Consider the following 24421-nt stretch of genomic DNA (forward strand, 5'->3'; position numbering starts at 1 on the left):
GCCCTGCTGTCGGAGGGCGGTGGGCTGAAGGGACTGGTGCAGCAGGAGCCCCTGGCGCTGAGTCTGCGGCCCGGCGTGGGGCCTGTCCGGGCGGCGCAGGCACTGGCCGCGCTGGAGCTGGGCCGCCGCTCGCAGCGTGCCCGGGAGCGCAGGCCCAGGCTGCGCACGCCGAAGGAGATTGCGGCGTACCTGGCACCGGTGCTGGGGGCGCTGCGGCGCGAGGTGTTCCACGTCTTGTGCTTCAACGCGCGCAACGTGCTGGTGCATGACGCACGCGTGGCGGAGGGCACCATGAACACCTGCCCGGTGGACCCGCGGGAGGTGTTCGCCGCGGCGCTCACCTCGCGCGCCACGTCCATCGTGCTGGCACACAACCACCCTTCGGGAGACCCGGAGCCCAGCGTCCAGGACCTGGGCCTGACGCGGCATCTGGTCGCGGGGGCGCAACTGCTCAACATCAAGGTGCTGGACCACGTGGTGATGGGAGACGGCGGCTACGTGTCGATGCTGGAACGCGGGCTGATGCCGGACGAAGCACAGGAGAAACGGCGGGCGTGGAGCGCGAATGGAGGCGGCGGATGATGGTGAGCATGGTGGGGCTGTGGGGAGCGGTGCAGGTGGAGCTGCTGGAGGACGTCCGGGCGCAAGTGGTGCGGCTGGACACCGGACAGGCATGCACGGTGGAGCGCGCGTCGCTGCCCAAGGGCGCGCGCGAGGGTGACGTCGTGGTGGATGGCCGGCTGGAGCCAGGGCAAACGGAGGCGCGGCGGCAGGACGTCGCGCGGATGCGAACGCGGCTGGCTGTTCCGGTTCCACCAGGGCTCGACCTGTGAGTGGAGGCCGCGCGGCGGCCTCGTTTCCGTTGACGGCTGGACCAGGATGATGAACATGCGCGCGATGCCGGTGGCCCTGCCCTACCTCGAGGAAGCACAGCAGGGGCTGGTCCGCCACTTCGGCCTGTCCCAGTTCCGGCCGGGGCAGGACCAGGTCATCTCCTCCGTCTTGAGCGGCCGCAACACGGTGGTGGTGATGCCCACCGGCGCGGGCAAGAGCCTGTGTTACCAGTTGCCCGCCACGCTGCTGCCGGGGCTGACACTGGTGGTGTCGCCGCTGATTGCCCTGATGAAGGACCAGGTGGAGCAGCTCACCGCGCGCGGCATCCCGGCGACCTTCATCAACTCATCGCTGTCCGACCTGGAGCGCGCGGAGCGGATGCGCAAGCTGCGCGCGCATGAGTACAAGCTGCTCTACGTGGCGCCCGAGCGCTTCCGCAGCCAGAGCTTCCTGGAGACGGTGTCCGCGCTGGGCGTGGACCTGCTCGCCGTGGACGAAGCGCACTGCATCTCCCAGTGGGGGCACGACTTCAGGCCGGACTACGCGCTGCTCGGACAGGTGCGAAAGCGGCTGCGTCCGCCGCGCACGGTGGCGCTCACCGCCACGGCCACGCCGGAGGTCCGCGCGGACATCGTGCGTGTGCTGCTGATGAAGGACCCGCAGGAATTCGCCATGGGCTTCGACCGCCCCAACCTCTTCCTGGGCAAGCAGGAGGTGGGCGGCGACGCGGACCGGCACGAGGCCTGCGCACGACTGGCGTCCGCGGGCGGGAGCGGCATCGTGTACTGCTCCACGCGGCGCGCGGCAGAGGGCATCTTCTCCGAACTGCATGGGCGCGGAGTGAAGGCGGTGCTGTACCACGCGGGCATGGACGATGACGCCCGTCGCCGCGCCCAGGACACCTTCATGTCCGCGAAGGAAGCGGTGGCGGTGGCCACCAACGCCTTCGGCATGGGCATCGACAAGCCGGACATCCGCTTCGTCGGCCACGCCAACATCCCGCGGGCGGTGGAGGCGTACTACCAGGAGATTGGCCGCGCGGGCCGCGACGGACAGGCCGCGCGCGCGGTGCTCCTCTTCAACCACTCGGATGTCTTCACCCAGGAGCGGCTCATCCAGAGCAGCCACCCGGCCGAGGCCATCTTCGGGGACGTGTGGAACGTGCTCCAGTCGGTGGAGGAATTCGAGAGAGGCGTGCACGCGCTCGCGGGCACGGTGAACGCCAGCGAGTTCGAGGTCTCCGCGGCGCTGCGCATCCTCGAACGCGAGGGAAAGGTGGAGCGCGGTGGCCGAGGCGAGGGCGAGCACGGCATCACCCTGCTGGAGAAGGCCGCCTCGGCGCAGCCGCACTCGCCGGACGCACAGCGGCTGCTCAAGTCCTTGCTGGAGACATTCCCCGTGGGCCGGCAGGTCACCACGGAGCTGCCCATCCTCGCGCGCCGCATCGGTCTGTCGGTGGACGAGGTCCGCCACGCGCTGGGCTTGTTGGAGAAGGCCCACGTGGCCAAGGTACGGCGCCCCTTCGCCGGCCGCTCCATTCGCGCGCTGGAGCGGGTGCCCTTCCGCGAGCTGGGGCTCGACCTGAGCCGCGTGCGGGAGCAGGAGCGGCAGAACCTGGCGCTGCTGCGCCGGATGACCGAGTACGCCTATACGGACCGGGACAAGAAGTGCCGGCGCTCGGCCATCCTCCGCTACTTCGGCCAACGCGACACCCACACGTCGTGCGGCAACTGCGACGTGTGCGCGCCGGAGAAGATGCCCACGCTGCTGGCCCACGGGCCGGCCGCGTCTCGCGCCCGAGGCACGAGCTCCGCGGCGGCGCCGGTGGTGACGAACTACAGCGAGCTGGCCTCCACGGAGCTACGGCGCTGGCGCAAGGAGCTGGCGAAGGACCTGGGCGTTGCCCCCTTCATCATCTTCAACGACGCCACGCTGCTGGGCCTGTCCGCGGCGCTACCGGTGGACCGGGAGGGCTTCCTCGCGGTGAAGGGCACCGGGGAGAGCCGCTGGGAGCGCTTTGGCCCCAAGGTGGTGGAAATCTGCCTGATGGCGCGCGCCGCGGGCCACGAGCCCCAAGCCGTACCAGACGCCGCGGTGCGCGCGCGCAAGCCCACGATTCGTCGCCGGAGCTGAAGCCGCGGCCTCCTCAGGGGTGCCGACGTCCGCCCTCGCGCAGGGCCCGGCGCGCCAGCAGCGTTCGGACGCCGCCCATCAACGTGCCCACCACCATCGCGAGCAGGAAAATCACGACCATGGTGGTGACGCCGAACACGACGCGCACGCCCATCTCGGAGATGCGGCCGGAGAAGTAGGCCGCGCGCAAGGGCTCCATGGCCCCCGTCAGCTCCAGGGCCCGTGCCGGCAGCGAGTCCAGCGACAGCGACAGCCGCTGGAGGAATCGCGAGGGGAAGTAGCGCAGGGCAATCTCCACCCCGAGCCCCAGCAGCAGGTAGATGAGCGACAGCAGGAACGCATTGCCCCACATGATGTGCAGCAGTGGGGAATCCGTCCGGGAGGAGAAATACCTCACGCTACCTCGCCGCCTTCTTCTTCAGGCTGGGCAGGGCCTTCTTCACCCGCGCGGCCTCATTCGAGCCACCGGCCAGCTTCAGGAACGCCTCGTAGGACTCCACGGCTCGCGGCAGTGCACCGGGCTCGCGCACCAACGCATCCGCGAGCGCAAGACGCGCCAGGCCGTCCGCAGGCTCCAGCTCCACGGCCTTCTCCAACGCGGCCCGGGCCACGTCCTCCTGCTTCTGCCTGAGCGCCACCATTCCCAGTGCAAGCTGGGCGCGCCCATCGAAAGGCGCCAGACGCACGGCCTCGTCCGCCGCGGTACGGGCATCCTTCACGGCCCCCGCCCCCAGCAGCGCGCGCGCCATGGTGGCCCGAGCGAAGGCCTTGTCCCAGACAGTCGGTGCCCTGGCCGCCAGGTCCTCGAGCGTCCGAGCGGCGCCACGCCCACCACCCGGCAACTGCGCGTACAGCTCTCCCACCCGGCCGCAGGTGTCATCGGGCCCTTCCCGTCGGGCCGCGGCGAAGGCCGCCTCCGCGTTGCCGCTGTTGCCCTGGCGCATGAAGGCGAGGGCAATCTCACAGAACGTGCCCGCGTCCTTCGGGTCCAGCTTGTTGGCGCGCTCCAGTGCGGAGAAGCCGCCCCGCGCGTCTCCCGCGCCGAAGAGGATGGCCGCGCGAAGCTTGTGCGCTTCGGCATCATCCGACGCCAGCTTCACCGAGCGTTGCACCGCGCCCTCCGCGTCCTTGCGGCGGCCAGAGTGGAACAGCGCCAGTGCGAAGCCCTTGTGCGCGGCCGCGCTCCCCGGGTTCTCCAACTGCCACGCCTCGAACTGCTTGAGCGCGTCCTGCGTCCGCCCCAGGGCCAGCAGCGTGCGCCCCAGCGCGTCACGGGCCTCGCCATGCGCGCCGTTGCGCTCCACCGCCTGCGTCAGCGGCTTGAGGGCCATGTCCGGCAGCCCACGCGACAACATCAACCGCCCCAGCGAGCACGCGGCCTCATAGTCACGCGGGTCCTTCTGGGCCTCCTCGAACAGGGCCTGCGCCTTGTCGTAGGCCCGCTCGCGCCAGTAGAGCTGCCCCAGCGCCAGCCGCATGTCGTTGCGAGGCCGCTTCGCCGCGTGCAGGGCCTTCTCCAGCAGCTCCCGCGCCTGGGCGCCGTTGCCCTCGGCGGCGTCCGCCAGGGCCAGCCAGGAGACGGCCTCCGGGGGATACCGGTCATTCACACGCGTGCGCGCCAGCTCCGCACGGGCCTTCTTCCAGTCTCCCAGGCGCGCATACGCGGCGCCACGCACCAGGGCCACCTTGCGGCCCCCGTCGGCCTCCAGGTGGGTGAGGACGTCGCGCTCCCGGTCGCGGTCCAGCAGCGCGCGGCCCAGCCCTTCGCGGGCCTCTTCGCTCTTGGGCCGAAGCTTGAGCGCGGCCTCGTAGGCGGCCTGCGCCGCATCCAGCGTCCCGGCCGCACGACTGGCGGCGCCGAGCGCGAGTTGGAACTCGAAGGCCAGGGGGCCCTGGGTCCCCTTGGAGAGCAGCGCGCGGGCCTCGGAATGCTTGCCCTGCGCGGACAGCAGCTCGCCATGCACCAGTTGCTGGCGCGCCTTCAGCGACGAAGGAAGCTTCGGGTCCTCCGCGAGCCGCGCCACGTCCGTCAGCGCGGCCTCCAGGTCCTGGTACAGTGCGAGCCGAGCCTCCGCCTGGCCGATGCGGGCCGAGGGGTGCTCGGGGGATTTCTTGCGCGCGCGCTCGTACATCTCGATGGCCTGCGGAAAGTCCTCGGAAGCCTTGTAGTAATCCCCCAGGGCCACCAGCGCGCGGACGTTGGCGCCCGAGGCACGAAGCGCGCGGTCAAAGCGTTCGAGCGCCTGCTTCTCGTCCTTCGCCTCCAGCAGCAGGCTGCCGGCGAGCGCATGGACCTCGGTGCTGTCCTGCTGCGAGCCCAGCAGCGCGCTCCGCGCCAGGGCACGTCCGCGCTCGTCCGCCACCAGCACGTTGGTGACCAGCACCTGCGCGGGGGCCGCGTCCTTCACGCCCGGCCGCTCCAGTGCTTCCAGCGCCTGGCGTCGGTCCTCGGAAGCCTGCCCATGGTCCACGTAGCGCAGCGCGTGCGCCCAGGCCGTCAGCGCCCAGGCCCGGCTGCTGCTTTCGTCCATGTCGCGCGCATTCTCGAGCTGCGCCAGCGCGGCATCCAGCGAGGCCCCAGTGTCCTGGATGATGAGGTCCTCGGCCCGGGCCAGCGTCTCGCTCAGCGTCTGTCCGCCCTGGCGCGCGCGGATGTTGACGAAGCTGAAGACGACGATGGCCAGCACCACCACGCCGACCACGGCCCCAGCGACCTTCACGCCATGCCGGGCGATGAACGACGTCTTCGCCGCCTCACGCGCCAGCTTCGCCCGCAGCTCCTTCTCGTACTCGGCGGTGAGCGCTTCGGTGTCCGGCTTGCGCGCAGTGGCCTTCGCGGCGGTGGCCGCGGGTGCGGGCGCCGCGTCCGGGATGTCCTCCAGCAAGGAGCGCTTGCCCCCGGAGCCTCGCGGCGTCGCGGGCGTGCTCGCCACGACGGGCCTCGGCGCCGCCGACGCGGGAGGAGGAAGGTCGCCCAGGAGACCGCCCGCGCCAGAGGCCCCGGCGTCCTCGGCCGGAGCGGCCCCGGCCTGCGGTTCATCCACGTCACCGCTCGCCTCGGGCTCCGAGGCCGCGGCGGGCTCCTCCGCGATGGACACCTGCTGCGTCGGCGGGTCCGCGACAGCGCCGGAGTCCTGCTCTGCGTCAGCGCGCTGCTCGAGCGCGGAGTCCTCCGAGGGCGCTTGGGCCTCGGAAGCCGCTTCGTCCTCGCCACGCGGAGGGGCGCCATCGTCATCACCCAGCCCCAGGTCCAGGCTCGGAAGCTCCGCTCCCAGGACGGACGACACCGGCACCGGCCGGTTCAACAGGCCCAGCGAGGCGCTCGCGTCACGGCCCCCATCAGCACCGTCCGGAGCCGCGTCACCTGAAGGGACCACCGCCCCGCCCTGCTCCGCCGCGCCAATGTCCGTGCCCGCCCGAGCGTTCCCGTCCGCGTCCGCGTTCGTGCGCCCCTGCCCCGCGTCCTTCGCGGAGGCTTCGGATGCCACATCCGCGCGCGCCGCAACCTTGGCGTCTCCCTCCGGCGCCGCACCGGCGCTCGCGGGCTTCAGCTTCGCCGCGTCACCCAGCGCGGCGGCGCGCAGCCGGGCAGCGGCCATGGGCGCCACCGTGGGGCTCGAAGCCTCGTCCTTCGACGCCTCCTCCGACGACGCGTCCTCATCCGACGAGGGCTTCTCCAGCCCCATCAGGTTCGCGAACACAGGAGCCGGGCCACCCGCGAACGCCTGCTCTGTCTGCTCCAGCCACTGCTTCACGCGGCCATCGTTCGGCTGCAGCGCCAGGGCCTTGCGAAGAATGGGGAGCGCGGACCGGTACAACCGGTGCTGGAGCAGCACCTCGCCAATCAGGTTGTAGGCGTAGGGGTTGTCCTTCTCGATGGAGATGGCCTGCTCGAACTGGTCCATCGCCTCCGCGGGCCGCCCCTGCTTGATGAGGGCTTTGCCCCACAGCACGCGCCCGACGACGGATGCTGGGTGGTGGGAAATGCCTTGCCCGCAGACCTCGATGGCACGCGCGGCATCCCCCTTTTCCAGCAGGGCCTTGGCGAGTTCGACGAAAACGGAAGAGGTGGGGTCCTGCCGGAGGAGCTGCTCGTAACGCTCCACCATCGACTTGGCCATTGCGCTCGCGACTCCGGTGCTCGGGCGGGGAGCCGGACCATACCACCGCTCTCTCGTCCGACGCTGCTGCCGGGTGGTACCCTCCCCACCGTGAATCGCCTGCCTGCCCTGCTCCTCGCGCTCGTCCTCGGGGCGTGCGCAACCACGTCCAAGAAATCCAATCTGGAAGCACTCAAGCCCACCGTGGAGCGCTTCCACCAGGCCCTCCGGTGGAAGGACTTCCGGAGCGCTTCCCACATCCTCGTCCCCGAGCGGCGCAAGGACTTCCAGAAGGCGCGCCTGACGCTCAACGACGACAAGGACCTGTCCATCACGGACTACGAAATCGAGGACGTGAAGCTGTCCGATGACGGGCACCGGGCCACGGTGCAGAGCCGCATCCAGTGGATGCGCCTGCCCTCGGCCTCCGAGCGCACCGCCGTCGTCACCTCGGAGTTCGTCTTCCGGGACGGGACGTGGCTCCTGGAGAGCCAGGACGACGGCCCCTTCGAGGGCGAGCTGCCGAGCCCGAGCACCAGCCCCGAGCAGCCCCCATCCCCCTGAAAAGAAACCGCCCACCGTCTCGGGGCCGGCCGAGGCGGTGGGCGTCGGGAGCTCCCCTATGGAGCGCCCTACAAGAAACCGCCCACCGTCCCGGGGCCGGCCGAGACGGAGGGCGTCGGGAACTCCCCCATGGAGTGCCCTACAGTTTGACGGGGCGACACCGTTGCCGGGCCCATGTCGCCGCGCCGTGACGGGCAGCCACTAGAGCAACGGGAGTGCCAAGCACCGCGCTTGGAGCGGGCGCTGGCGAATGGCTGGAGATTCAAGGGGTTGCAACGACTGGCCGCCTGACGCCGCCCTGCCCCCGGGGTAGGCCTCTGACATGTCTGTCAGGGGCCCCTGGGCCAGACGTCACGCTGGGCCTGACAACAGTGTCAGGGGGCCTCGGACTTTCCAGCAGCTAGTCGCCCTGGACGGAGCGGATGGTGTCGCGCATGGAGTGGCGCGGCTTCCAGGCCACGTCCTTCACCCAGCGGCTGCCGTCCACCGCGCACAGGAACTGGATGTGGTCCAACTCCGGCGGCGGGAAGTTGGCCAGCCGGTACTTGAAGAGCATGCCCAGCAGCGGGCGGGCCACGGGGTGCGGCACGGGGATGGGGGTATTGCCCAGCTCGCGCATCACCGCGGACAGGGGCACCTCGCCGGGGCCCACGACGTTGTAGACGCCCTTGGGCTCGGGGCGGAGCGCCTCCACCATGGCGCGCGCGACGTCCTCCACATGGATGAGCTGCACCATGGGGTCGAAGCCCGCCATCATCCAGGGTCGGCGCATGCGCAGGTAGTTGGACGGCGCGTTCTTGATGGTCGGCCCGACGATGTGGACGGGCCGGAGGATGACCGTCTCGATGTGCGGGTGCTTCCAGAAGAAGCTGTGCGCCAGCATGTCCACTTCGATGAGGTCACGCACGCCGGAGAAGCGGCTGGCGGCCATGAGCGGCGCGTCTTCCGTGAGGAAGTTGGAGTTGTCCGGACTGGGCCCATAGACGTTGGCCGAGGACAGGACGACGACCTTCTTCACGCCGTACTTCGCGCAGTACTCCAACAGGCGCGTGGTGCCCACGACGTTGAAGGAGTGGTGCTCCTCCTCGCTCATCCGGGGGTCATGCATGATGCCCATGTGGATGACGGCGCGGATTTCGTTCTTCCGGAAGACGTCCTCCGCCTTCTTCTTGCGGAGGTCGAGCTCATACATCTCGACGTCCTTCGGACGTCCCGCGAAGGGCCGCCGGTCGATGCCGATGATGCGCTCGTGCTTGTGCAGCAGCTTCGCGAGGGTGCGGCCGAGGTTGCCGCTGATGCCCGTGACGACGACGGCCGGTTTCATGGAACTCCCCTCTTTAGCACCGCCGCGTCTGGCGCTCACCAGAACACGCCCTGACGCTCCTTGAGGCCCTGGTGGAGCATGGATTGGATGGACGCCTTCACGGTGCGGACCTTCTTGTCCAGCTCACTGTCCTCGTCGTCCGGGCGCCCGGAGAAGTGCAGCGGCTCCCCGAAGTAGATGCGGTACTTCGTGGGCAGGGGAATGGGCAGGCCCGTGGGGGTGATGGGGAAGGACGGGAAGCCCAGAAGCTTCGCCACCGGCTTGAGGTCCATCAGCGCCGGAGCCTGCTCCTCCGCGCCAATGACGGCCACGGGAACGATGGGCGTGTTCGTCTCCAGCGCCAGGCGCATGAAGCCCAGGCCGAACTCCTGGAGCTGGTAACGCTGGGGCCACAGCTTGTTGATGCCGCGCGTGCCCTCGGGGAAGACGAGGATGGCCTCCTCCGACTCCAGCAGCCGCCGGCAGTTCTCCGGCGTGCCAACAATCTGCCCCACGCGGGCCATGAAGGTGGACACGTATGGGAGCGACGACACCCACTTCTCCACCATGCTGCGGATGACGCGGGACGGGCTGGCATCCAGCATCATCGCCACGCCAATCATGGCGCCGTCCATGGGCAGTTGGCCGGAGTGGTTGGACACCAGCAGCACCCGGCCGGCGGGCACGTTCTCGATGCCAAACGTCTCCACGCGGAAGTAGTTCCGGTAGAGCCACAGGAGCGGGGCCACCGCGGACAGGCTGTAGTCCAGATCGAAGCCGAACGGGTCCACCCCGTACTCGTTACCCGGGCGCGACAGGCCGTGGAGCCGCTGCTTCTGTTCGGTGTTGGCCAGCCGGTCCGTCCACTCGCGCAGGCCCTTCTTCACTCGGTCGGTGACGTTCTCCAGCATGGGGGGCTCTTTACACCACCGGCCCCGCCGCCGGGAGGGTCCGTCGGCGGAAGCCCTCGCCCTGGCATGGCAAGCGTGCCCCACGGACACCCAGGCACGGCGGGGACGTACGCTGGCGGACAGGTCCCCTCGTGGGAACGCCTTACACCGAGGCCGACAGCCGCCCGGCGACGTCGCGCAGCGTGAGGACCTCGCGCTCCGACTTCAGCCAGCCGAACACCTCGCGCAGGCGCGCCATCTTCTGGGTGGCGCTGACGCGCAAATCCCGCTGCTGCCGCACCAGCTCCGGGGGAATCCCGTCCGACGCGTCCAGCACGTCCACGCCGTGCAGTTCGAAGTTGAAGAAGGTGTCCCGCCGGCACGTGCGCCACAGCGCGTGCAGGGACGCGCGGGGCAGCGTGGTGGCGAAGGTGCCGATGAGGGGGAAGCGCAGCGCGGGCGTCACCGTCATGGGCAACTCCAGCACGGTGCCCGAGCCCCGCCGGTAGGGCTGCGCCGGGTCGGGCCGGTACGGCACCCGAGGCGCCAGCAGCACGCGGGGCGTGTCCAGCACGGAGCGGGACGGACGCCCCAGCACCGACAGGGCCCCCATCACCGCCGCCTTCGCGGAGTAATACGGCACGGCGGGGAAGGCCGAGGAGCCATACCGGTAGCCCAGCGCCGCGGTGGCCTCGTACAGGTCCGCGTTCAGCGTGTAGCCCGGCGCGCGGAACCCCTCCGGCCGCACACCCGTGGCCGCGAGAATGGCGGCGTCCGCGCGGGACAGGTCCGCGTGGATGGCCTCGGGGCCCCGGCGCGTCAGCGCGTAGTCATGGGCGTGGCTGTGGCTGGCCACCTCGATGCCCGCCTCGTGGGACGCGCGCATGCCCGCCACGGCGACCGGGTCGGACTCCAGGTCCTCACCGATGACGAAGAAGGTCCCCGTGATGCCCAGCCCGTCCAGCAGCTCCCGGAAGCGTGGCACCGCCACCGCGTGCACCAGCGAGCGGGCGCGTGCGTCCAGCAACGACTCCGGCAGGCCGTGGATGCGGCAGTAATGGGGCAGCGAGTCGAGGTCGACGGAGATGGACGCCAGCCGCACGGTGCGCCCTCCCCGGCTCAGGTCCCGCGGACGCGGATGACGTAGAATAGCTTGCCCACGTTCTTGAGCACGTTGGGCACGCGCTTGAACAGGTGGATGGAGGGCTGGCGCTTCTCGTGGAGCTGGATGGGAATCTCCATCACCCGCAAGCCCTCGCGCCACGCGCGGATGACGAACTCGCTGGCGAACACATCCATGTCCACCACGCACTTCTGGATGACGGGCAGCAGCGCCTCTCGGCGGAACGCCTTCAGGCCGTGCGTGTCCGTGCCCTGGAAGCCCAGCGCCACCTTCAGCAGCTTGTTGTGCACCCGCGTGGCCGCGCGGCGAATCAGCGGGCGCTGGTCACTGGCGCCCTTGGCCGCCTTGGAGCCCACCACCATGTCCGCCTCGCCCCGCTCCAGCCGCGGCAGCGCCGCGTCGTAGAAGGTCAGGTCGCACAGGTCGATTTCATCACAGATGACGTAGGTGCCCCGGGCCTTGAGGATGCCGGCCTTGAGCGCCACGCCGTAGTTGGGCGTCTCCGAGTGGAACCAGCGCAGGCGCGGGTTGCTCGCGCACAGCTCTTCGAGGATGGCCGGCGTGGCGTCGCGCGAGCCGTTCTCCGCGAAGATGATTTCGTAGTCGAGCCCGCGCGCGTCCAGCCCCTGGCGCAACTCCTCCGCCGCCGAGGCGATGATGGACTCCTCGTTGTAGACAGGGATGACGACGGTGAGGTGCGGGGCCATGAACTCGAACAGAGATGGCTAACACGCCCCAAGCCACCCGTCGACACAATGCGACGGGTGGGCGATGGGGATGTCAACCGTTGAGTATCCTCGCGCACGCACGCCCGGCGAGGATGGCGTCTTCCATGGAGGAGTACTCCCACTGCCCATAGCGGCCGGCAATCTGGATTCCGGTATGCTCCAGGAAGCGCAGAATCTCCGACTTCGCCGGACCGTAGGCGTCGTCGTAGAGCACGTAGGCGTGGGGAATCTCGCGCGCCTGGGCGAAGAGCACGTCGTCCGCGGCGTGAATCATCTGCGAGCGCACCAGGTCCTCCACCGCGTACTTCTCCGCCGCGGCCAGGGACAGCTCGCCGTGGTGGCTGTACTCCACGTAGAAGGTGGACGTGTCCGGCGGCGCCAGCGGCGCGTACACCGCGGAGGGCGAGCCGATGCGGTACGTGTGGAACTCCGGCTCCGGCAGGTAGATCCAATGCCAGGGCTGGCGGTTGGCCCCCTTGGCGCCCACGGCCACATAGGTGACGGTGGTGGCGCGCAGCTGCTTCGCCGCGTCCTGCACCGCGTCGGGCACGCCGGCCTCGCCCTTGGCGAGCAGCTTCACCAACCCGGGCAGGGAGATGCTGGACACCAGCCCCGCATAGGGCTGCACGCTCCCGTCGGACAGCGTCACCTTCCGGGCCTTCCAATCAATGGCGGTGGGCTCGGTATGGGTGCTGAGCTGGCCGCCCTTCAGGTGGCTCAGCATGGCGCGGGCGAGGCTCTCGATGCCGCCCTCTCGCGGGTACAGGAACGACGCGTTGTAGCCGACCGCGTCGCTGCCAGCGCCCAGCGCGCCGTCCACCACTTCCTTGAGGTTGGGACGGGGCACGAAGCGGCCCACCCAGGCGGCGGACATCTCACGCGGGTGCACCGTCCACAGCTTCTGGTTGTAGGGCACCATGAAGTTCTTCGCGAAGCCCTCGCCCATGTAGCGGAGGATGAACTCCTCGAAGTTGCGCGGCTCGCGCTCGCGCAGCTCGCGGCCCTTCTCACCGTAGACGGCCTCCACGTAGCCGGTGAGGTTCTCCGCCACCACCTCCGGCGGCAGACCGTGGGTGTTCACCTGGTACGGGAAGCGGGTGAACACCCCGCGCGTGAAGATGCCGGCCTTGCGCTGGATGCGGACCATCTGCTCCGGCAGCCACAGCGTGTTCACCAGGGCCTGGATTTCCGGGTCGCGCAGGTGGAGCCAGTGACCGGTGGGGTCAAAATAACACCCCTGGATGACCTCGGTCTTGATGAGGCCGCCGACACGGTCGGACTTCTCGATGAGGCGCCAGGGCTTGTTCAGGAAGTGGGCGGTGGAGAGGCCCGCGAGGCCCGCGCCCAGGATGACAATGGGTTCCATTGAGGGGCGGGTCTACCACCTTCCACTCCGGGAACGGCGAATCGAACGTGGAGTGCTGACCGGTGGAAGGCGGGGGCCCTCGCCCGCTTGCCCGGGAGGGTGCGCTTCAACCTACTCGTGCGCGTTCTTTCCGGGCTGGAAACGCCTCTGGTAGCCTGCGCGCACCGCGAAGGCGCTCGGTCCCCCTCTCGCGAGCTCGGAATCCCATGAAAGTCTCCTGCCCGTCTTGCCAGACGAACTACAACATCGATGACAAGCGGATCCCGCCGGGCGGCGCGAAGCTCAAGTGCGCCCGGTGCCAGACCACCTTCCCCATCAAGCTCGATGCAGTGAGCGCGCCCGCGGCGCCTGCTCCCGCCGAGCCCGCCATTCCTCTGCCGGGTGCTGCGTCCGCCGCGCCTCAGGCCGCCGCCATCCCGCTGCCCGGTGCCGCGTCCGCGCAAGCCGCCGCCATCCCGTTGCCCGGTGCCGCGTCCGCGCAGCCCGCAGCCATTCCGTTGCCCGGCGCCGCGTCCGCGCAGCCCGCCGCCATTCCGTTGCCCGGCGCCGTGTCCGCGCAGCCCGCAGCCATTCCGCTCCCTGGCGCCCCCGCGTCCACGGGTGCCATCCCGCTGCCGGGCGCCGCACCGACCCACTCCGCCGCGATTCCGCTCCCTGGCGCTCCCGCGTCCACGGGCGCCATCCCGCTGCCGGGTGCCGCGCCGGCCCACGCCGCCGCCATTCCGTTGCCAGGCGCCGCGCCCGCGAGAGCCATTCCGCTGCCGGGCGCTCCTGAGGCGTTCAGCGCCGCGCCCCACGCCGCCGCGATTCCCCTTCCCGGCGCGGCCGCGCCTCAGCCCGCCGCCATTCCCCTGCCGGGAGGCGCCCCGGAGGCCGATCCGTTCGCCTTCGACATGGGCGAGCCCGCACAGGCCGCCGCCATCCCGTTGCCGGGAAGCGCTCCCGAAGCCGACCCGTTCGCCTTCGACATGGGCGAGCCCGCACAGGCCGCCGCCATCCCGTTGCCGGAAGCCGACCCGTTCGCCTTCGACATGAGCGAGCCCGAACAGGCCGCCAGCGTCCCGCTACCGGGAAGCGCTCCCGAAGCCGACCCGTTCGGCTTCGACATGAGCGAGCCCGAACAGGCCGCCGCCATCCCGTTGCCGGAAGCCGACCCGTTCGCCTTCGACATGAGCTCGCCCGCGGAGGCCGCCGCGGCCATGCCGCAGGCAGATGGCCCGTCCGGCATGGACGCGTTCGGCGACGACTTTGGCGAGCCGGTCCGGGACACCCGCGAGGTGACGCGCGTCGTCTCCATTCCACTGCCGAGCGACGCCTACCGCGAGCCGCCCTCCGCTCCGGCGTCGGGCTACGGCGTGAATGAACCCGCGGGAACGGCGCGCGACTTCGACTTCGAGACCGTCGAAGCCCCCGTCGAGGACGCCGCACAGGGCTACGGCGTGAACGCGCCCGCGGGCACCGCCAGGGACTTCGATTTCGCCGATGACGCCCTGCCCGTTCCCGTCGAGGCTCCGCCCGCCGAGGACGCGTTCGCCTTCGACATCGAATCCTCCAGCGGTGCCGCCCAGGGCCTGCCGCCCCAGGCAGACCCCTTTGCCCTGCCGCCCCCGGAGGCCTACGCGCAGTCGGCCGCCCCGGTGGACGACCCGTTCGCCCTGCCGCCGCCAGACATGGCGTCCCAGACGGACGCCTTCGCGCCGGACGCGTACGCGATGCCGTCCGCGCCCGAGGCCTCGCCCTACGCGATGCCTCCGCCCGCCGCGGGAGCGCCGTCCTTCGACTTCGCCGAACTGCCCGTCCCTGCGAACGCCGATCCGTTCGCGCTGCCCCCTCCGGGAGCGGACTTCTCCGACCTGCCCGCGCCCGCCGCGCCCCAGGCCCTGGAGTTCGCGGACCTGCCGGCCCCCGCCGCACCGGACCTGTCGTTCGACTTCAACGAGCCGCCCGCGCCCGGTGCGGACCCCTTCGCCGTCGACTTCAGCGCCCCACCGGCCCCCGCCCTCGCGGCGGCTCCTTTCGCCGCCGATTTCGGCTCCGCGCCAGCGCCGGGTGCGGACCCGTTCGCCATCGACTTCTCGGAGCCCCCGGCCCCCGCGCCAGCCGTCGCCGTCAACCCGGCCGTGGACTTCGGTGACGTGGACTTCGGCGCGCCTTCCTCGCCCGGCATCCCGGACTCGCTCGAGTTCGACCCCACCGCACGGCCGGATGACGACCTGGAAGCGGACCTCTCCGACCCGCTGCCGCCGCCGCCCAACGCGGGCCCCGCGGACGGCCTGGAGATGCTGTCCTTCATCGACGACGCCGCGGGCAAGGACGGCGGCGCCCAGGCGGGCGCCAAGGTGCGCCGTTTCCACGTCCGCCGGCGCTCGGGCAAGGTGTTCGGCCCGTTCGACGAGGGCGTCATCGTCAAGATGCTCGAGGACGGGCAGCTCCTCGGGAACGAGGATGTGTCGCTGGACTCGGAGACCTGGTCCGCCATCGGCACGGTGCCCACCTTCGCCGCCGCCATCCAGCGGCTCATGGAAGGCCCCGCCAAGCTGGTGACGCCCACCGCGGCGCCCGCTGCGGCCGTCGTCGACGCGCCCCGCGTGGACGGCGCCAGCCCGCAGGCCAACATGAAGCGGCTGGAGCAGCTCTATGAAGGCCGCATGGCCGCGGTGTCCGTGGTGGACCGCAGCGGCAACACGGAGAAGTGGAAGAAGCGCGTCCCGCTGATGATTGCCGCGGGCGTCGCCGTGGTGGTGGCGGGCATCGGCGCGGGCACGGAGTTCGGCACGCGCTACGGTGCCTTCGGCCGCCGTGCCCTCTTCCCCGCCCGCCTCTCCGACGGCTCGGCCGAGGCGAAGCAGGTGGCGGACGCGAAGCAGGCGCTGCTCACGGACACCTTCGCCAGCTACAAGCAGGCCCGCGAGCTCAGCGCCAAGGTGCTCGCTCAGAAGGAGTACCCGGAGGTGCGCTCGCTGTGGTGCCAGTCCGTCTACTACCTCCAGCGCCGCTACGCCGCGGGCAATCCGAACGAGATGAGCCGCTGCCGTCAGGACATGGCGGACATCGAGTTCCTGGGAGAGAAGGACGTGGACGTCATCAAGGCGTCCGCGGCGATCGCGCTCACCTCCCGGCAGGCGGACTCAGTCATCCCCACCCTGAGCGGCGCCTACGGCCGCGAGGATACCCAGGGCGACGTGGAGCTGGCCTTCCTGCTGGCCGAGGCCTACTCGCAGAAGCGCGACGAGAAGCGCGCCCTGGACACGCTGAACAAGGTGCTGGCGAAGAACCCGAAGTCCGCCAAGGCCCACCACGCCGTGGGCAACCTGCACCAGGCCGCCGACCGCGCCGACGAAGCCGCCGCCGCCTATGCCGCGGCCCTGGAAGCGGACCCGAAGCACGTGGCCTCCGCGGTGGAACTGGCCGCGGTGGAGCTGCTGGTACGCAAGGACGTGGCGAAGGGCACGGAGGCCGTTGAGCGGGCGCTGGCCGAGGACGTCCAGTCCGCGCTGGGCCCCGCGGAGCTGGCGCGCGCCCGCGGCCTCAAGGGCGTGGCGATGTTCCAGAAGCACCAGCCGAAGGAGGCTGAGGCCGAGCTCAAGGCCGCCCTGGAAATGGACGCGAAGTCCACCTTCCTCCGGGGCCAGCTGGCGCGGGTGCTGCGCGCCCAGCGCAACTTCGAGGGCGCTCTGCCCATCTACAAGGCGCTGGCGACCGAGGAGCCCAACAACCTGGAGTTCGCGGACGGCCACATCACCGCGCTGGTGATGACCGGGAAGATGCAGGACGCGCTGGAGGCCGTGAAGAAGGCCAACGGCGTGTTCCCCAACGAGGCGCGCATCGCCTACCTCTACGGACGCATCGAGGACGCGCTCGACAACCTCTCCGACACGGAGGGCCACTACAAGCGCGCCATCGCCGCGGACGACACCCTGGTCGAGGCCCGCCTCTACCTGGGCCGCTTCTACCTGGCCCAGCGCCGCAACGCGGAGGCGCGGCCTCAACTCGAGGAGGCGGCGAAGAAGGCACCGGAGAACGCGGGCGTGCGCGCGGGCCTCGGCGAGCTGGCCCTGGCGGAGAACAACACGCTGCTGGCCCAGCAGGAATTCGAGCGCTCCGTGAAGCTCGACCCCATCCTGGCGGACGCCCACCTGGGCCTGTCCCGCGTGGCCCTGCTGACGGACGACCTGGAGACGGCGAAGGCGGAGGCCAACCGCGCCCTGGAGCTGGACCCGCACCTGTTGAAGGACGGCCGGCTGCAGCGCGGGCTCGTGCTGTGGCGTCTGGGGCAGTTGGAAGAAGCCGTGGCGGAGCTGGAGAAGGCCAAGGCGGAGGACCCGCGCTCCACCACCATCCCGATTACGCTGGGCGCCGTGCTGCTGGAGCGAGGCGATTTGCCGGGCGCGGAGAGCAACCTGGGCCTCGCGCTGAGCAACGAGCCCTCCAACCACGAGGCGCTCTATTACCTGGCGCTGGTGAAGGCGAGGCGGCTGGAGTTCACCCAGGCGCTGGACAACATGCGCAAGGCCGTGGAGCGGGCCCCCAACCGCCCCGACTACCACTACGCCTACGGCGTCATCCTGCGGGACGCGAAGAACCTGCCGGACGCCATGAGCGCATGGCGCAAGACGGTGGAGCTGGATGGCTCCCACGCGGACGCCCACGAGGCGCTCGGTCATGCGCTGCTGGAGGGCGGCCAGTTCGACGAGGCCATCGCCTCGTTCGAGGCCAGCCTCAAGGCCGACCCCCGCCGCACGCGGGTGCTGGGCTCCATCGGTGATGCGTACTTCGCCGCCGCGCGCTGGAACGACGCCATCAAGCGGTACCAGTCGGCCCTGAAGGCGGACCCCAAGCTCACCTACGTCTATTACAAGGTGGCCCGCGCCTTCACCGAGCAGGCCCAGCACGCCAAGGCCATCGACTGGTACCGCAAGGCCACCAGCCTCGATTCGGAGAACCCCATGGCCTACTACTACCTGGGCTTCGCCTATAAGGAGCGCAACAAGCGCCGGGAGGCCGTGCAGGCCTTCAAGGACTACCTCTCCCGCAAGCCTGACGCGACCGACAGGAAGGACATCGAGGACGAAATCTACGACCTGCAGAACTGAGGTCGTCGTCCGCCGGACGTCTCCGCGCCCGGCGCCTCCCCTCCCCCACGGAGTCAGGGCGGAGGGGGGTGCGGCGTCCGGCCTTGAGCACCCCAGACGTGAGGAACCTTGCTGGCCTCACCGGGGGTGACTACAAGGCGTGCTCCATGCTGGACCTCCGGAACGTTGCGCAGAACTTCGATGCGGTGGTCGCCCGGCTCAAGACGCGGGGCGGCAACCTGGATTTGGGCCCCTTCCAGCGGCTCTTCGCCGAGCGCCGCGAGCTGTATGTCTCCGTGGAGTCGCTGGCCGCGCGCCGCAATGCCGCCAACGAGGAGATGAAGCGCAAGGCGAAGGAGGACCCGAAGGCGCTCGACGCGCTCCGCGGTGACCTCCGCGCCGTCTCCCAGGAAATCAAGGAGAAGGAAGCGCGCCTCAAGGACGTGGAGGAGGAGCTCAACCGCATCCTCCTGCTCATCCCCAACGTGCCCCATGAGTCCGTCCCCGAGGGCGGCGGCGCCGAGGACAACGTCCAGGTGAGCATCTGGGGACAGAAGCCCGACCTGCTCTTCGCCCCCAAGCAGCACTTCGAGCTGGGTGAGAAGCTGGGCATGCTCGACTTCGAGCGCGCCGCCAAGGTGTCTGGCAGCCGCTTCACCTTCTACAAGGGCGCACTGGCCCGGCTGGAGCGGGCGCTCGTCACCTTCATGATCGACGTGCACACCAGCAAGGGCTACACGGAGCTGCTCCCGCCCTACTTGGTGCTGCGCGAGACGATGATGGGCACCGGTCAGCTCCCCAAGTTCGAGGACGACGCCTTCAAGACGTTGGGCGAGCCGGAGCGCTTCCTCATCCCCACCGCGGAAGTGCCCGTCACCAACTACCACGCGGACGAAATCCTCGAGGGCGAGTCCCTGCCCATCCGCTACTGCGCCTTCAGCCCCAGCTTCCGGGCCGAGGCGGGCGCCGCCGGCAAGGACACCCGCGGCCTCATCCGTCAGCACCAGTTCCACAAGGTGGAGCTGGTGAAGTTCGCCCACCAGGAGAAGAGCCTGGACGAACTCGAGGCCATGACGGACGACGCCTGCGACATCCTCCGCCGCCTGGGCATCCACCACCGCGTCATGCTCCTGTGCACCGGAGACATGGGCTTCGCCGCCCGGAAGACGTACGACATCGAGGTCTGGCTCCCCGGACAGAACAGCTACCGGGAGATTTCGTCCTGCTCTGACTGCGGCGACTTCCAGGCCCGCCGGGCGAAGATTCGCTACCGGGCCCAGAGGGGGGACAAGCCCCAGCTCGCCCACACGCTCAACGGCAGCGGCCTGGCGGTAGGCCGGACGACCATCGCCATCCTGGAGAACTACCAGCGCGAGGACGGAAGCGTGGCCATTCCGGAGGCGTTGGTGCCGTACATGGGCGGCTTGAAGGAACTGAAACCGATTTGAGTCTGAATCCGGCTTGCAACGCGCGAAGAATCAGGTAGAAGGGCGGCCCCACGGACGTCGGTCCGCGGGGTGCCAAGTCGGCCCCGGTGGTATGGAGGCGTGGCCGAGCGGTTGAAGGCAGCGGTCTTGAAAACCGCAGAGGGTGCAAGCTCTCCGTAGGTTCGAATCCTACCGCCTCCGAGTTTTTGTTCTTGAATTTGTTGGCTCTTTGACAGAGAAGAGTTGGAGAGATGGCCGAGAGGCTGAAGGCACAGGTTTGCTAAACCTGCATACTCGAAAGGGTATCGAGGGTTCGAATCCCTCTCTCTCCGCCACTTGTTGTTGTAGCAGCGCCGGAAGAAATGCTCCCTTAGCTCAGCTGGATAGAGCGTCGGACTACGAATCCGAAGGCCGGAGGTTCGAATCCTCCAGGGAGCGCCACTTCTTTCGAGCAGTTCTCCATGAGTGACGAAGCTTTCATGCAGCAGGCGCTATCGCTCGCGCGGGAAGCAGCGGAACTCGGAGAGGTCCCCGTAGGTGCGGTGGCGGTGCTCAACGGTGAAGTCGTTGGCGCTGGATTCAATCGCCGCGAAGTGGACCGCAATCCGCTCGCTCACGCAGAGATGTTGGCAATGGACGCCGCAGCCCGGAAGATCGGTGCCTGGCGGCTCTCGGGCGTCACCCTGTATGTGACACTTGAGCCGTGTGCCATGTGCGCCGGAGGTCTGGTGCAGTCTCGCGTGACACGACTCGTTTTCGGTGCCTTCGATCCGAAAGCGGGTGCGGTGGGTTCGCTGTACAACCTGGTCGAAGAGCCTCGACACAATCACCGGCTCCAAGTCACGAGTGGTATCCTGGCGGACGAGAGCCGCCTGCTTTTGAAGACGTTTTTCGGGCGCTTGCGTGCGAAGAAACGTGACAATTGAATACTGGAGAGCTGGCCGAGTGGTCGAAGGCACCTGACTCGAAATCAGGCATACCGGTAACGGTATCGTAGGTTCGAATCCTACGCTCTCCGCTCCAGATTTTTGGAGAGGTGGCCGAGCGGTTGAAGGCGCACGCCTGGAACGCGTGTATATCTGAAAGGGTATCGTGGGTTCGAATCCCACCCTCTCCGTTGTTGTTTCTGCAGTACGTGGTTACATTCTTTATGGTCGGGACAACGTGGGGGCGTGAACCCCGCCAGGTCCGGAAGGAAGCAACGGTAGCGTACTTCCGCGTGTGTCCCGGCCGTCCTTTTGAAGAGCCGGTGTCCTGTCAAGGACACCGGCTCTTCGCCTTTGCGGGCTGGCCGCTCCCCTTCCCTACTCGCGGGAGAGAATCGTCTCGCGGCCCACCTTCCGGACGATTTGGAAGCCGCCGGCCTGGAGCTCGGCGAGCGCGCGGTCCTCGAAGGTGACGGCGCGGTTGAACGTCCTGTCCCGCAGCGCACGTTCGAACGCGCCGTCGTGGGGCCAGTCACAGGTGAGCCAGGGAATCCGCTTCCCCAGGTAGAAGTAGCCGCCCGAGCCCCACAAGCCCTCATTGACGATGAGCAGCCCCCGCGCATTGCCCCGGGTGGCGGCGACAATCGCGCGGAACTGGTCTGCCCGCAGGTCCCCGGGAGGGAAGAAGGCGGCCGCGGTCATGCTCGCGGCCAGCGCGAGTCCGGCCAGGCCCCACCGCCCGGTTGGCCGAGCAAGCTGGACGAGGCCCGCCGCCACGGGTGGCGCCGCGGCCAGCACGCCCAGCACCAGGCCGGGATAGAGGAAGCGCTCCTCCTTGTGCGCGGTGGCCAGGAGCACGCCGGTGTACACGGCGGCGCACCACAGCGGCAGGGACAGGGCGCGGTGCTGGCGAAGCGCGGCGATTCCCACGGGCACGGCGGCCCAGGCCCAGAGCGGCACGGCGGTGAGTAGCGGCTTCACGTAGAAGCTGGGTGCGTCAGCTCCGAACTGAGCCGCGGCCTTGCCCGAAAAGACGTTGAAGCGGGCATAGGCGATAAAGGAGTGGAACGGCGAGCCCCACGTCGCCCAGTCCAGCGCGCCGAGCGCCACCGCCACGCCCAGTCCTCCAGCGCACGTGAAGGCGAGCAGTCGCCACCGCCTCGCCGCCGCCAACCACACCAGCGCCGCCAGGACGAAGATGGCCGACGGGTAACGGGCCACCACCGCCAGCCCCAGGGCCATGCCACCCACGAGTCCTGCCCTTGAGAGCTGCGCTCTCCGGTCCAGCGCCTCCACGGCGACGATGAGCAGCGAGGCGGAAATCGACTCGGCCATGGTGCGCCCCGCGAAGACGAGCAGTGGGCCGTAGAGCCCCACGAGCAACGTCGACAGCAGGCCACCCGCGGTCCCCGCTCGGCGCTGGGCGAAGCGGTACGCGGCCCAGAGACTCCAGGCGTGCAAGGCCACCTGCGGAATGGCCACCACGACGCGATAGGCCCGCGGATGGGTGATGCCCAGCAGGTCCGCCAGCTTGAGGAAGCCCGCCAGGACGCCGGGCACAGCCCAGTTGCGGAGGCCGTCATGCCACTCCCAGGCCAGGACGCCGTAGCCGTGGACTCGCCACCAGGCGGGCTCCAGCGACTGGTACACCTCATCCGGGTGGATGCGGCCCAACTGCACCACCGCGATGAGGCCAGGCAGCAGCGCCACTGCCCCTAGCACCCAGCGCATCCAGTTCCGGACCGGCGCCTCTTGGGGCGTGGCCCCGGGCGTCAGGGACGTGGGCTCGGGTGTCGGGATGGAATCAGCGGGCGTGGCAGGGAGGGGGACGGACACAGGCGCGACCGACTCTTCCCGCCCGCGTTCCCGGACGCAAGGTGTGAAGCGTTCGTCTGCCCGCCCTGGGTCCGAGCCCGACGGGGAGTGGAATCCCACCTCGTGGGAGGGCAACGACATGGATCATTCACGCCGCCGTGTTTAGATGACGCCCCCCATGAGCTACCTCGTTCTCGCCCGCAAATGGCGCCCACAGAAGTTCGACGACATGACCGGACAGGAGCACGTCGTCCGGACGGTCGCGAACGCCATCAAGATAGACCGGGTCGCGCACGCGTACCTGTTCTGTGGACCTCGTGGCGTGGGCAAGACGACGGCCGCGCGGCTGCTCGCCAAGGCGCTCAACTGTGAGAAGGGCCCCACCGCCCAGCCCTGTGGCGAGTGCCGTGCTTGCACGGAGATTGCCGCCGGCACCAGCGTGGACGTCGCGGAAATCGACGGTGCCTCCAACAACGGCGTCGAGAACGTCCGCGAGATTCGCGAGAACGCGAAGTACCTGCCCCAGCGGGACCGGCACAAAATCTACATCATCGACGAGGTCCACATGCTGTCGGGAGCGGCGTTCAACGCGCTGCTCAAGACGCTGGAGGAGCCGCCCGGGCACGTGAAGTTCATCTTCGCGACCACCGAGGCGCACAAGCTCCCGGACACCATCCTGTCGCGGTGCCAGCGCCACAACTTCCGGCGGATTCCGGCGGCCCGGATGCTTCAGCGTCTCCAGGAAATCTGCAAGGCGGAGGGCGCTGGTATCTCCGACCGCTCGCTGTCGCTGGTCGTGCGCCAGTCCGAAGGCGGCATGCGCGATGCGCTGAGCCTCCTGGACCAGGTGCTCGCCTCGTGCGGCGCCACCCCCTCCGACGAGGAAGTGGCCGATGCGCTGGGCGCCATCGACCGGACGTTGGTGCAGGACTTCGCCGATGCGCTCGTCCACAAGGACGCGAAGCGGGTGTTGGAGCGGGTGGAGGAAGTCTTCAACCGCGGCCTGGACTTGAAGCGCCTGGCCGAGGAGCTGGCCTTCCAACTGCGGCATCTCTTCGTCACCAAGACGCTGGGCAAGGCGCCCGACGAGCTGGCCGAGTCCGAGCAGAAGGCGCTGATGGCGCTGGCGCAGGACGCGGAGGCCGCGCAGCTCACGCGCTTGTTCGACGTGGTGCACGGCTGCATCTGGGACGTGTCGCGTGCGGCCCAGCCTCGGCTGGCCCTGGAGATGGCGCTGCTCAAGGCCATCCAGTTGTCGCCGGGTGGTTCGATTCCCGAGCTGCTTGCCCGCGTGGACAAGCTCGCGGCGGGGATGGGTGAAGGTTCCGCGAAGTCGAACGCTGGAGCGCCGGGAGGTCGCTCCAGTCCCACGAACTTTCGCGCCTGAGACACGACTCGACACTTCCGTGATGCAGGCGGCTGCCCCCACCCCACGTCCGTGGGAAGCGAGGGGTGCGCCCGTGGCGCAGATGCCTGTGCGCGCCAACGAGCCGCCAGCGCCGCTGGCGGCCATGCGCCAGGACGAGCCACCGCGCACGACGCCTGCCGCCGATGAGGTTCGCCCGCATGAGCCCTTCCAAGGCAGCGCGCATATGGGAGCCACGCGCCAGGACGAGCCGCCTCGTTTTGCACCTCCCGGCGCCATGCGTCCGGCCGAACCGCCGCCGCCCGGGCCCCACATGGACGGCCTGTCACCGGCAGCGAGCCGCCCCCTGTCGTTCCTCCGCAACAGCGGCGGCGCCAACCCGTCCCCTCAGGGCTACCAGGCCACGCAGATGGTCCCCTCCGGCCCGGTGATGGAGGGACTGTCACCTTCCGCCGCGCGCCCGCTCTCATTCCTCCGCAACGGTGGCTCGGCCCAGGCGCCCACGGCCCCTACGCCCCCGCCCTCCGTACCTCCCGCGGGCGCCACGCCGCTGTCGCGCACCACCGAGCCCGCGCCATCGGTCCGCGTCACCAACATCCGCCGGCCCGAGCCCATCGCGCCGCCGGAACCTCCGCCCTACGCGGAGGAAGAGGACGCGCGCTACTACCCCGAAGAGAACTCCCCCGAAGGCTGTGCCTCCGGCGAGTGCCTCCCCGAAGTCGCCGCCGCGCCGCCGCCTGCGTCCGAGCTCGTCATCCAGCACGAGTCCGAGCC

Annotated in this window: 16 protein-coding genes, 5 tRNA genes, 1 other RNA gene and 1 pseudogene; 15 read left to right on the plus strand and 8 right to left on the minus strand. The window is 69.7% G+C overall.

All coding sequences use genetic code 11. The annotated features are described in order from the left end of the window. The 3 genes from FMQ63_RS32670 to FMQ63_RS32680 all read left to right on the plus strand — a co-directional run. Window positions 1-582: RadC family protein (locus tag FMQ63_RS32670; RefSeq protein WP_141276878.1), on the plus strand; the 582-nt coding region annotated here is incomplete at its 5' end. Next, window positions 582-833: a DUF3006 domain-containing protein gene (locus FMQ63_RS32675; RefSeq protein ID WP_011552044.1), complete on the plus strand. Its 252-nt coding sequence runs from the start codon at window positions 582-584 to the stop codon at window positions 831-833. The genes FMQ63_RS32670 and FMQ63_RS32675, both read left to right, overlap by 1 nt. A 46-nt stretch (window positions 834-879) precedes the next feature. Continuing rightward, entirely contained in the window at window positions 880-2967 is a 2088-nt protein-coding gene (locus FMQ63_RS32680) for an ATP-dependent DNA helicase RecQ (RefSeq protein ID WP_020478545.1), read from the plus strand. A gap of 13 nt (window positions 2968-2980) precedes the next feature. Here the strand turns inward: FMQ63_RS32680 and FMQ63_RS32685 are convergent, their stop codons facing one another. Continuing rightward, a complete protein-coding gene (locus FMQ63_RS32685) occupies window positions 2981-3364 on the minus strand; it encodes a hypothetical protein (protein WP_011552042.1) in 384 nt (127 codons plus the stop codon). Window position 3365: 1 nt separating this feature from the next. Further along, entirely contained in the window at window positions 3366-7088 is a 3723-nt protein-coding gene (locus tag FMQ63_RS32690) for a tetratricopeptide repeat protein (RefSeq protein ID WP_026114195.1), read from the minus strand. A gap of 90 nt (window positions 7089-7178) precedes the next feature. Here FMQ63_RS32690 and FMQ63_RS38230 point away from each other — a divergent pair, with 90 nt between their 5' ends. Beyond that, window positions 7179-7631, plus strand: coding sequence for a hypothetical protein (locus FMQ63_RS38230; RefSeq protein WP_026114196.1), 453 nt, complete (start codon window positions 7179-7181; stop codon window positions 7629-7631). Window positions 7632-8031: 400 nt separating this feature from the next. Here FMQ63_RS38230 and FMQ63_RS32695 read toward each other — a convergent pair whose 3' ends face one another. From FMQ63_RS32695 to FMQ63_RS32715, 5 genes are all read right to left on the minus strand, one after another. After that, the gene (locus FMQ63_RS32695) at window positions 8032-8955 is read right to left on the minus strand and encodes an SDR family oxidoreductase (RefSeq protein WP_011552040.1); all 924 of its coding nucleotides are present in this window, start codon (window positions 8953-8955) and stop codon (window positions 8032-8034) included. Window positions 8956-8990: 35 nt separating this feature from the next. Beyond that, a complete protein-coding gene (locus tag FMQ63_RS32700) occupies window positions 8991-9845 on the minus strand; it encodes a lysophospholipid acyltransferase family protein (RefSeq protein WP_026114197.1) in 855 nt (284 codons plus the stop codon). A gap of 142 nt (window positions 9846-9987) precedes the next feature. After that, window positions 9988-10926: a polysaccharide deacetylase family protein gene (locus tag FMQ63_RS32705; RefSeq protein WP_011552038.1), complete on the minus strand. Its 939-nt coding sequence runs from the start codon at window positions 10924-10926 to the stop codon at window positions 9988-9990. Window positions 10927-10943: 17 nt separating this feature from the next. Further along, entirely contained in the window at window positions 10944-11654 is a 711-nt protein-coding gene (locus FMQ63_RS32710; RefSeq protein WP_011552037.1) for a glycosyltransferase family 2 protein, read from the minus strand. Window positions 11655-11727: 73 nt separating this feature from the next. Continuing rightward, window positions 11728-13041 carry an NAD(P)/FAD-dependent oxidoreductase gene (locus tag FMQ63_RS32715; RefSeq protein ID WP_011552036.1) on the minus strand — a complete coding sequence of 438 codons (1314 nt, stop codon included), beginning with the start codon at window positions 13039-13041 and terminating at the stop codon, window positions 11728-11730. Between the two features lie 206 nt (window positions 13042-13247). On the opposite strand from FMQ63_RS32715, the gene FMQ63_RS32720 reads away from it, so the two are divergent. The 9 genes from FMQ63_RS32720 (at window position 13248) to ffs (ending at window position 20780) form a co-directional block, all read left to right on the plus strand. Beyond that, window positions 13248-18134 (plus strand): tetratricopeptide repeat protein, encoded by a 4887-nt coding sequence (locus FMQ63_RS32720; RefSeq protein ID WP_011552035.1) that lies wholly within the window; start codon window positions 13248-13250, stop codon window positions 18132-18134. A 146-nt stretch (window positions 18135-18280) separates the two neighbouring features. After that, entirely contained in the window at window positions 18281-19561 is a 1281-nt protein-coding gene (gene serS / locus FMQ63_RS32725) for a serine--tRNA ligase (protein WP_011552034.1), read from the plus strand. 93 nt (window positions 19562-19654) lie between these two features. Then, window positions 19655-19741: transfer RNA gene (locus FMQ63_RS32730), tRNA-Ser, on the plus strand. 44 nt (window positions 19742-19785) lie between these two features. Then, window positions 19786-19875, plus strand: a tRNA-Ser gene (locus FMQ63_RS32735). Between the two features lie 29 nt (window positions 19876-19904). After that, window positions 19905-19981: transfer RNA gene (locus FMQ63_RS32740), tRNA-Arg, on the plus strand. A 20-nt stretch (window positions 19982-20001) separates the two neighbouring features. Further along, window positions 20002-20466, plus strand: coding sequence for a tRNA adenosine(34) deaminase TadA (gene tadA, locus FMQ63_RS32745; protein ID WP_011552033.1), 465 nt, complete (start codon window positions 20002-20004; stop codon window positions 20464-20466). Between the two features lie 5 nt (window positions 20467-20471). Further along, a tRNA-Ser gene (locus tag FMQ63_RS32750) sits at window positions 20472-20558 on the plus strand. A gap of 12 nt (window positions 20559-20570) precedes the next feature. Beyond that, window positions 20571-20657: transfer RNA gene (locus FMQ63_RS32755), tRNA-Ser, on the plus strand. A 30-nt stretch (window positions 20658-20687) separates the two neighbouring features. After that, window positions 20688-20780: signal recognition particle sRNA small type (gene ffs, locus FMQ63_RS32760), an RNA gene on the plus strand. A gap of 64 nt (window positions 20781-20844) precedes the next feature. Here the strand turns inward: ffs and FMQ63_RS32765 are convergent. Beyond that, on the minus strand, window positions 20845-22302 hold the full coding sequence (locus FMQ63_RS32765; protein ID WP_225909859.1) for a glycosyltransferase family 39 protein: 1458 nt from the start codon (window positions 22300-22302) through the stop codon (window positions 20845-20847). Between the two features lie 157 nt (window positions 22303-22459). Between FMQ63_RS32765 and dnaX the strand changes: the two genes are divergently transcribed. Together dnaX and FMQ63_RS32775 are read left to right on the plus strand one after the other, a co-directional pair. Beyond that, on the plus strand, window positions 22460-23668 hold the full coding sequence (gene dnaX, locus FMQ63_RS32770) for a DNA polymerase III subunit gamma/tau (RefSeq protein WP_011552031.1): 1209 nt from the start codon (window positions 22460-22462) through the stop codon (window positions 23666-23668). 82 nt (window positions 23669-23750) lie between these two features. After that, window positions 23751-24421: pseudogene (locus FMQ63_RS32775) on the plus strand (hypothetical protein); the annotation flags it as partial.

Source organism: Myxococcus sp. CA005 (genome assembly GCF_006518205.1).
GTDB lineage: Bacteria > Myxococcota > Myxococcia > Myxococcales > Myxococcaceae > Myxococcus > Myxococcus xanthus.

What these genes read in the sequence shown, in the direction of transcription:
- FMQ63_RS32675 (WP_011552044.1), top strand. Translation starts at nt 582, where the DNA reads ATGGTGAGCATGGTGGGGCTGTGGGGAGCGGTGCAGGTGGAGCTGCTG.
- FMQ63_RS32680 (WP_020478545.1), top strand. Translation starts at nt 880, where the DNA reads ATGATGAACATGCGCGCGATGCCGGTGGCCCTGCCCTACCTCGAGGAA.
- FMQ63_RS32690 (WP_026114195.1), bottom strand. Translation starts at nt 7,088, where the DNA reads ATGGCCAAGTCGATGGTGGAGCGTTACGAGCAGCTCCTCCGGCAGGAC.
- FMQ63_RS32695 (WP_011552040.1), bottom strand. Translation starts at nt 8,955, where the DNA reads ATGAAACCGGCCGTCGTCGTCACGGGCATCAGCGGCAACCTCGGCCGC.
- FMQ63_RS32700 (WP_026114197.1), bottom strand. Translation starts at nt 9,845, where the DNA reads ATGCTGGAGAACGTCACCGACCGAGTGAAGAAGGGCCTGCGCGAGTGG.
- FMQ63_RS32710 (WP_011552037.1), bottom strand. Translation starts at nt 11,654, where the DNA reads ATGGCCCCGCACCTCACCGTCGTCATCCCTGTCTACAACGAGGAGTCC.
- FMQ63_RS32715 (WP_011552036.1), bottom strand. Translation starts at nt 13,041, where the DNA reads ATGGAACCCATTGTCATCCTGGGCGCGGGCCTCGCGGGCCTCTCCACC.
- FMQ63_RS32720 (WP_011552035.1), top strand. Translation starts at nt 13,248, where the DNA reads ATGAAAGTCTCCTGCCCGTCTTGCCAGACGAACTACAACATCGATGAC.
- serS (WP_011552034.1), top strand. Translation starts at nt 18,281, where the DNA reads ATGCTGGACCTCCGGAACGTTGCGCAGAACTTCGATGCGGTGGTCGCC.
- tadA (WP_011552033.1), top strand. Translation starts at nt 20,002, where the DNA reads ATGAGTGACGAAGCTTTCATGCAGCAGGCGCTATCGCTCGCGCGGGAA.
- dnaX (WP_011552031.1), top strand. Translation starts at nt 22,460, where the DNA reads ATGAGCTACCTCGTTCTCGCCCGCAAATGGCGCCCACAGAAGTTCGAC.